The organism is uncultured Streptococcus sp. (assembly GCF_915066115.1).
Classification (GTDB): Bacteria; Bacillota; Bacilli; order Lactobacillales; family Streptococcaceae; genus Streptococcus.
Genome location: NZ_CAJZDT010000086.1, coordinates 1 through 8,125 on the forward strand (window position 1 = coordinate 1; position 8,125 = coordinate 8,125).

Annotated in this window: 5 protein-coding genes; all 5 read left to right on the forward strand. The window is 34.0% G+C overall.

Features of this window, described 5'->3' with window-relative positions:
* Positions 1-1,528: 1,528 nt before the first annotated feature.
* Positions 1,529-1,942, forward strand: a complete 414-nt coding sequence (locus tag QZ565_RS06605) for a helix-turn-helix transcriptional regulator (protein WP_295527260.1) — start codon at positions 1,529-1,531, stop codon at positions 1,940-1,942.
* A 519-nt stretch (positions 1,943-2,461) separates the two neighbouring features.
* Positions 2,462-5,572: an SspB-related isopeptide-forming adhesin gene (locus tag QZ565_RS06610; protein ID WP_295527263.1), complete on the forward strand. Its 3,111-nt coding sequence runs from the start codon at positions 2,462-2,464 to the stop codon at positions 5,570-5,572.
* A 90-nt stretch (positions 5,573-5,662) separates the two neighbouring features.
* A complete protein-coding gene (locus QZ565_RS06615; RefSeq protein ID WP_271630922.1) occupies positions 5,663-5,971 on the forward strand; it encodes a hypothetical protein in 309 nt (102 codons plus the stop codon).
* A 26-nt stretch (positions 5,972-5,997) separates the two neighbouring features.
* The gene (locus QZ565_RS06620; RefSeq protein ID WP_295527270.1) at positions 5,998-6,426 is read left to right on the forward strand and encodes a hypothetical protein; all 429 of its coding nucleotides are present in this window, start codon (positions 5,998-6,000) and stop codon (positions 6,424-6,426) included.
* 19 nt (positions 6,427-6,445) lie between these two features.
* Positions 6,446-8,125 (forward strand): FtsK/SpoIIIE domain-containing protein (locus QZ565_RS06625; protein ID WP_295527273.1); only part of this gene is annotated, 1,680 nt, incomplete at its 3' end.

Here is an 8,125-nt window from a genome sequence, read left to right on the forward strand (position 1 = left end):
AAGAACCGCTCCATACGAACCTGCTTTACTAACAACTGCTCCACTAGCCATAAATAATCCTGTACCTATACATCCACCTATGGCAATCATACTAATATGACGAGCTTGTAACTTTCTTTCCATTTTCTTGATAACAATTTCTGTTATGAGAATTGAAATCGTCTTTGAGATGGTTTCCTTGGAGGACGAAAGGGTGAAGTTTACTCTTTGCCATAATATAGATTCCTTTATTTAATTTAATGGTTCTTTAGTACAATCAAGTATGAGTTGTTTGTACTGCTAGAGCTATTAAAGCTAGCTAGAGTGAAACCTATCTGTATCTAAAACTTTTTAGAAGAATAATCAATAGTTTGCAAATATGAGTTTTGTTTCAAGTAAATGATTGAGTAGTTCCTTTTAAAATTGATAACAGGTATAAGGTATTTCTCTAACTAACGACAGTAGTTATTGGTCTTTGAAAATTAAATAAAAAAACGTGTCAGGCAATGATAGACACTGACCAAACACGAATATAAGAATTTAGCAATTTAATTATACGTGAATTTTGGGAAAATGTCAAGACTTGCTTGATTGTAGGTATATTTCATGGAGTCTAGTTGTTTTTCAATTTTGAGAAGAACCCTTTCTCAGTTACGTGCTTACGTGTGACCTTTATTTTGACTTTCTTAAACTCAGTCACATCTACTAACTAGATTCCATGAAATGTATCTACAAAACTTTATAGATTCTAAACTCTTTGCTGACTTTTTAGTAAGACTACGGAAAGCATAGATAACGTATAATGATGAATATTGTACAAAAAGTTGTCAAATATGGATTTGAGTCAAAAGATTTAATGTAAAGATGAATAATCAACTTCACAATATTGTAAATGATGGATATTGTTTTAGTAATGATTTCAGTCATAATGTTCTCTTTTCTAATATTTTTTGAAAACAAAAATCCAGCAAAGTGTGTTTCCATCTTACTAAGCTGTTTACGATATTTTGTTTTTTGTTTTTATATGCGGTATTATTATACCATAAGTAAATATGGTTGGCAAGGAGTTTAGAGTTTGTAAAGTTCACGTTGGGTTTTTCGTCCTTTCGCCTTAGTAGATAAGAAAAGGGAACTGACGGCTGTGGAGCAGTCAATGATACTTTGAAGAGGTAGCTAGAGTGAGATAGTGAGGCTTTATCGTATGGTCGGTGTGTAAGAGTAAAATCTTGCTAATGCCTTTGGGTAAGAAAGAGGGGATATTGAGTTATCCTTAAATTTGTGACCTTGGCGAAGGTAGTAGGCTGAGAAGCCGAAAGTATGCGAAGATAAGAGCATACAAAAAAAGAGTAACAAAAAAAGGCTTTGAAATATAAGCCTTTTTAATTTTACTCAAAAAAACAAAATTAACAATCATTTAATTTTTATAAAACAGGTTTTGTCCTGATAAGAATTGAAAGTATTGTTAGTTTTCACAAGGGAATTATTGAGTTCCTTTATGTAAATTAACAATATGAGTAGAGGTGTAGAGAAGAAGAAAAGAGGAATCAAAATGATTAACGTATCAAAAGCATTGATTTTGTATAGAGAAAGAAATAATAAGTCTGAAGATGATTTAGCAAATTATTTAGGTATCCAAAAGAAAGCATATAAACGCTATGAAAGTGGAGAACGTGAGCCTGGTATTGATAAACTTTACAAGCTAGCAAAGTATTATAATTGTGCGATAGATGATTTTATCAATGTTGATGAAAAATTCACTGTGAAGCGTGAAGAAGTTTTGTCCACAAAGGACTTAGATAATCTAGGGTGTCACCATCAATTTTCTCATGGATTGGTAACAATGTTGACTAAAGGGAAAAGTTATGAAGAAACTATTCGCTTTGCTGGTGATGATAAGACTAAGTATGTTTATAAGAGTGAAGTGAAGCGATTCTTACTTGAACTAATTGAAAAGATTGAGTAGTAGGAAAGAGGTGTGTTAAAATCGAAGAGTATGGTTATAAAGAGGGGTTAAGAACATATTCCGAAGAATGGATCATAAAAGAGTATAATCGAATCTATAGTCGATTCTGCTGGAATTTGAAAATCTATGCTCATGTAAAAAATGGTGCTGATGTCTATGTATCATCAAAGAAAAGCTGCGATGATTTATATTATCAGTTGTATGGTGTTGGACAGTTGACTCGTTGTTATTACAGCAAGATAATTTCTAAAATCGAAAGAACGTATGCTTATTTTAGAGAAAATGGAGTGATTATTGAGTTTTAAAAAAATGTTGAATCTGAGAAAGATATTTTATAATAAGTAATATTATTTTAAGTAGATGGGTAAAATTTTAGAAGGTCAGTTTTAACTGGCTTTTTTTGTTTATAGAAAAGGAGAAAAAATGATTTTAGTAGTTTATAAACGATCTCGTTCACCTTCATAGAATGGGATTGTAAAATTGAAATTTTTATTTATAGAAAAAAGGAGAAAAAAATAGATGTCAAAGACACAAGAATTTAAGGCTTACGGTTCAATCCGTAAAATGAAGGTTGGTGGTGCATGTGGTGTTATTCTTGCACTTGGAATGTTGGGAATGGTATTTTCTTCAACGGTATCGGCTGATGAAGTTTCAACTGCTAAGCCTGTTGCTGTAGAAAAGAAAACAGAAGTAGAAGTTCTTATTGCTCATGACAATCTTGACAAAGCTGTAACAGACGCTAAAAATGCAGGCGTTAAAGTTGAAGTTGGAGCAGTTCAGGACAAAGGTGTTGCAACCTCTGAAACAGTAGCAGGTAAGCAGAAAGAAATTGAAGCTGATTATGCTAAACAGGAAAAAGATGTCAAAACTGTTACTGCTGATTATTCTTCTAAAGTAGATAAAACTACTAAAGAACGTGAAGTAATCGAAAAAGAAAACAAGGATAAACAAGATAAGTTTGAAAAAGCTGTAAAAGATCGTGAAGCAGAAGTCAAACGTATTGAAGCTGAAAATAAGGCTATTCTTGCTGACAATGCTAAAAAAGAAGCTGATACCAAAGCTGAAAATGAGCGTATCGCAAAGGACAACGCTGAAAAAGAAGCTACTTATAACAAAAACGTAGCAGATCAAAAAGCCTACAATGAAAAGGTTGAAAAGGACAACGCTGATTTAAAAGCTGACTATGACAAAAAACAAGCAAAATATGAAAGCGATCTTGCTGAGTACAACAAGAAAAAAGCAGAACTTGCTAAGAAGGGGGTAAAAGCTGAAAAACCTCATATCAAGGTTTATGGTGATTACGACAACAGCAAGCGTGGTAGAGTTGGGTACTACAGCAACCTAACAGCTTCATTTGAAGGTGTTGACGGTCTAACTGCTGTAAAAGATTATATTGGTTTGCACTCTGATACTACTATTAGTGGTAGTCGTGCAGGATTGCTTGGGAAAAATCCTGAATATTTTGCTGAAATTGTAAATCCAAAAGCAGGTGATTCTTTCACTCTTCATAATGTTGCTGAAAGTAAAGATGGTAAGAAAATCTCTGCTAAGTTTACTTTTAATAGTGTTGAAGCTTATTTTGTAAAAGATGGAAAACCGTTAAGTGATACTAGAATTTATGTTCGTAAAGATAATGGAAGTGGCTCTATTAACTTTGTATATGGGAACTTGATTCAATTTGATACTAAAATTGATTTATTCTATGAAAAGACAAATAAACCTGCTGTGACAGCGATCGCTTCCACGTTCAATGATATTGATTATGGACAAGAATTAAGATTTACTTATCAAGACGGTTCAGAAGGTATTGTCCTTAACCCTAACGGTTCAGAAGTCAAGAAAATTACTCGTGGTGGCAAGGAATATTATAAGGGCGAGTATAAGTTGGCTTATGAAAGTGACCATCCTTCTATGGGGGTTAAAAAAGGAGATTTATATTATGCTAACGTAGGTGACGAAAGTGATATTCCTTTAGGTTCACTTCTTTCTGTTGGATATGGTTCTAGCTTTAATTTTGCTTATCATATCGGTACAGGTGTGGCAAGTGAGGAAGAAATTGAGTCAAAACGAGCAGAAGTAATTGGTCAAAATGGTGGCAAAAACCTTGCCGATAAGGATATTTTCTATCAAGACGGTTGGGCTGTTGGTTTCTTTGGTAAAGCAAGTTCAACTGTACCAATCCAAATTGTAACTACACCACCTACAAAACCTGAGTACACTCCAAAAGACACTAAGGAAATTCCTAAACCTAAATTGGAGAAACCAAAAGAGTTTGTACCTCGTACAACACTCCCAATTCCACCTGCTCCAACTCCACCAGAGAAGAAAAAAATTCCTAAAATGCCTTTAGTTCCTACCGTAAAAGTGAATTATTCACGTTTGCGTGTTCAACCTTCAACTCCAAAACCTGTGAAGGCTATTACTGATAATTATGGTCACAACATTGATGTCGCAAATACATTTGACAAAAATGTGAAATTCAGTTTGACAACTGATTACAAACCATATTCAACATTTACTGCTGATTCTAAGACTTATGGTAAAACATGGGCTATGGCGGATGACGTACAAGATGGTGCTTATAAAGTAGATGACAGCAAAATTACTATGAAGGATTCTACTGGTAAAGACGTTAAGGCTTTGTTTAATATGTATCATGTTCTTTCTGAAAAACAACGTACAAAAGAAATTCAAAGCATTTTGAAAGAAGCTGGATTGAACCCTAAAGGTGAGTTTTACCTTTGGGTAGCGAAAGATTCTGCTTTATTCTATCAAAATTACGTTAAACAAGCTAAGAATATCACGATTGACCTTCCTGCTCGTTTGCTTGTAGAAAAAGGCAAAATTGTGAAAAACGACTTTAACCAAATTGACTTTGGTAATGGCTTTGTTTCTAACTTGGTAACAGTTCAAATTCCTGACTTGAAACCTGAAAAACACGCTTTAGATCACAAAGATAACTCTAAGGTGCGTGACGGTCAAGAAATTCAAATTGGCGAGTACCTACGTTACCTCTTGGACGGTGTGACTGTTCCTTCTAAGCACGATACTCTTTACCAATATGACGGTATTGATATGCTTGACTTGAAGCATGACAGATACACAGGGAATTGGTCTGGTGTCATTCGTGGTACAGAATACGTTGCTGACAAAGACCTGATTCTTCCTTATGATGTAGTCTTGTCTGGCGGTAAAGTGGTTAAGGCAGGAGACAAGATTGCTAAAGGTTCTACTTATGCGTTCCAATTTGATTTTAATCAAAGTACAAACTCTGACTTTATTAAGAAAATCGTTAAAGTCACATGGAACGAAAAAGACGGTAAGTGGGCTTACACTATTGACAAAGAGTTTTTGAACTCTCTAGGAGTTAAAGGTACGTTTGACGTTGATTTCTATATCGAAGTCGAACGTATTGCAAGTGGTGATGTTGAAAATACATTTGTAAATATTGTTAATGGTCAAGAAATGGAAGCTAAAGTTGTAACTCATACTCCTGAGCAACCAAAACCACAAGAACCTAAGAAACCATCTTTACCGAACACTGGTACTGCTTCTAGTATGCTTGGATTTGTAGGAACTGGTATCTTGTCTATGTTAGGTTTAGTTGGGATCAAGCGTAAAAAAGATTAAGATATTGTTGTAAGGGCGATAATAAAACAGGACTTATCGTCCTTTATTTTTTTAAAGAAAAAATGTAAATAGAAAAGGAAATTGAAAAAAATGGCAAAAATTAAAAAACTCCCTGTGGGATTGAATGTGATTGGATCTAAAGTTGTTGTGAGTCCAAAGTTTCGTGAAGTAGTCAATGGTTCGTATGATGATTTTGTACCTTTCCGAGAATTTGAGATTTCAGGGGATAAACAAAGTACGGTAACTATTCGTGTATATGGTTTGGCAAATTCTGATGTTCCGAAAACAAGAGGTCTTACATTTGTTAAGTCAGTTTCAGGGCTTAATATGGTGACACGTTTGGTTGGCACAAAAGAAGAGATTCAATTTGAAGCAACTGAATTGCGTTTTGAGAAATAAATTATAGGAAATAGGAGAAAAAAATAATGGCTTTTAGTATTCGTAAATTTAATAATGCAGAAATTCCTGTTGATGCAAAAGAATTGCTTGGTAAATTGCAATTTATCAGTTTTATTGAAAATTTTAAAATGGTAGATGGTTCACCTGTTGATTATCCAACGCATGCAGAAGTTTTTTCGGATAAAATGCAAGAAATTATTCCAGTTAAATTGGAAGAAGGTATCTCTGTAGAAGATATTCCTATGATGTCTGAAGTTGAACTTGTTGGTGATGTCACAATTTGGATTTATGAAGATTCATATACAATTTCACGTGGAAACAACAATGTTTCTGAGGTTAAAGGTCATGCTTTTGCCTTGCGTGCTGAAAATGTTAAGCGTGTAGGTGGAGGTCAACCTAAACAAGAACAGAAGCAGGATCAAAAATCTGATCAAAAACAGGAACATAAGGGATAATTTCTAAAGGAGAAAAGATATGAGTTTATTTCCTGCGTATCGTGGAATTAAGATTAAGCCTTACATGGAAAATCTAAGATACTTTATCTTTTCTTTTTTCTTTTTGTTATTTAGTCCAATATTAGGATTTTATATTTATCAAAATTTAGAGAAACTAAAAAATGCTGATGTTCCTTCGATAGTGATTGTCAGTTTGATGGTGACAGTGTTTAGTTTGATTAGTCTTTATTTGACTTGGTTTTCACAAGAACGTTTTTTCTTTTTTCAAAAGTTAGAAAGACTTGCTAAACTAGCTTTCTTTCTTAAAGAGAATGGATATACATATACAAAAAAAGTTAAAACTGAATCAGGAACAGTCGATAAGGTTACATTTCCAACGGTTTATTTGAAACAGAATCGGTATGATTTGGAAATTGCTTTTAAAATGGCTGGGAATAAGTTTCAAGATAAGTTTAAGAAGATTGGTTCAGATTTAGAAACAACCTTTTTTATGGACTTTATGGAAGTTCAGGACGATATTAAATTTAAAACTTATAAAATGGCTTATTCAGCGTTTCAGAATCGTATTAAGATTAGTGATGTTGAATATTCTAGTAAAGGTATTCAACTAATGAAGAATCTCTATTGGAATCCTATTGATGATCCTCATTTGCTGGTCTGTGGTGGTACTGGTGGTGGTAAGACAGTTCTTTTAAGAACTCTGATTCGTGCTATGGCTAAAGTTGGAGTAGTGGATATATGCGATCCTAAACAAGCTGACTTTGTTACTATGTCGGAGCAGAAAGCCTTTGAAGGTCGTATTTCTTATGAGGTTGAAGATATTGTTTCTATGATTGAAAGAGCAGTTCAAATTATGTTCGCTCGCTATGCTTATATGCGTAAAATGCGTGAAGAAAATGGTGACAAGGATTTGAAGAAGTTTTTTGAATATGGACTTGAACCTTATTTTTTAGTTTGTGATGAATACAACGCTTTGTGTGCTATGCTTGATTTTCAAACTAGACAGCGTTTAGATAATGCTATGGGCCAATTCTTGCTTCTAGGAAGGCAAGCTGGCTGCTTTGCAGTTATAGCTATGCAGAAGCCTTCAAGAGAAGATTTAGGCTCAAAATTACAAGCGAATATCAATTTCCGAATTTCTGTTGGTCGATTGGACGAGGTTGGATATGATTTAGCCTTCGGAGAAGTCAATAGGAATAAGGAATTTAAGTATGTTAAGTACCTGGGCGGTAAGCGTGTTTATGGTCGTGGATATGCTAGTGTATATGGAGAAGTGGCAAGAGAATTTTATTCTCCTTTGTTAGAAAAAGGGTTCTCCTTTACTGATGAATATGAGAAGATTGAGCGACGAGGAAATCCTTTCAATCCTTTGGAAAATCCGAGTGCTGAATTGTCAGAGGAAGAAAAAGAAAATCTTCAAGCTGAGATGGAAGCACAAGAGGAATTGCAAAAAGGAGAAGTTAAGAAGGCAAGTCCTGAATTGGTACAAGAATTGATGTCAAGTAAACAACAAGAAGAAGTAGTTGATGATTCTAATTCTGAAGATGGTTTTATTAAAGCTGGTGATTTGTGGAGAGAAATTGGTGTAAGTTTTTCTTCCCTAAAAGTTTTGATGAATAAATTGGAAGAAATAGGACAGTTGACTATTGTTAAAAAAGATGGATTGATTTTATTGGATAGTTCTAAGAAATACCTTATC

Coding starts and splice junctions, on each gene's coding strand:
- QZ565_RS06610 (WP_295527263.1), top strand. CDS start 2,462: ATGTCAAAGACACAAGAATTTAAGGCTTACGGTTCAATCCGTAAAATG.
- QZ565_RS06605 (WP_295527260.1), top strand. CDS start 1,529: ATGATTAACGTATCAAAAGCATTGATTTTGTATAGAGAAAGAAATAAT.
- QZ565_RS06620 (WP_295527270.1), top strand. CDS start 5,998: ATGGCTTTTAGTATTCGTAAATTTAATAATGCAGAAATTCCTGTTGAT.
- QZ565_RS06615 (WP_271630922.1), top strand. CDS start 5,663: ATGGCAAAAATTAAAAAACTCCCTGTGGGATTGAATGTGATTGGATCT.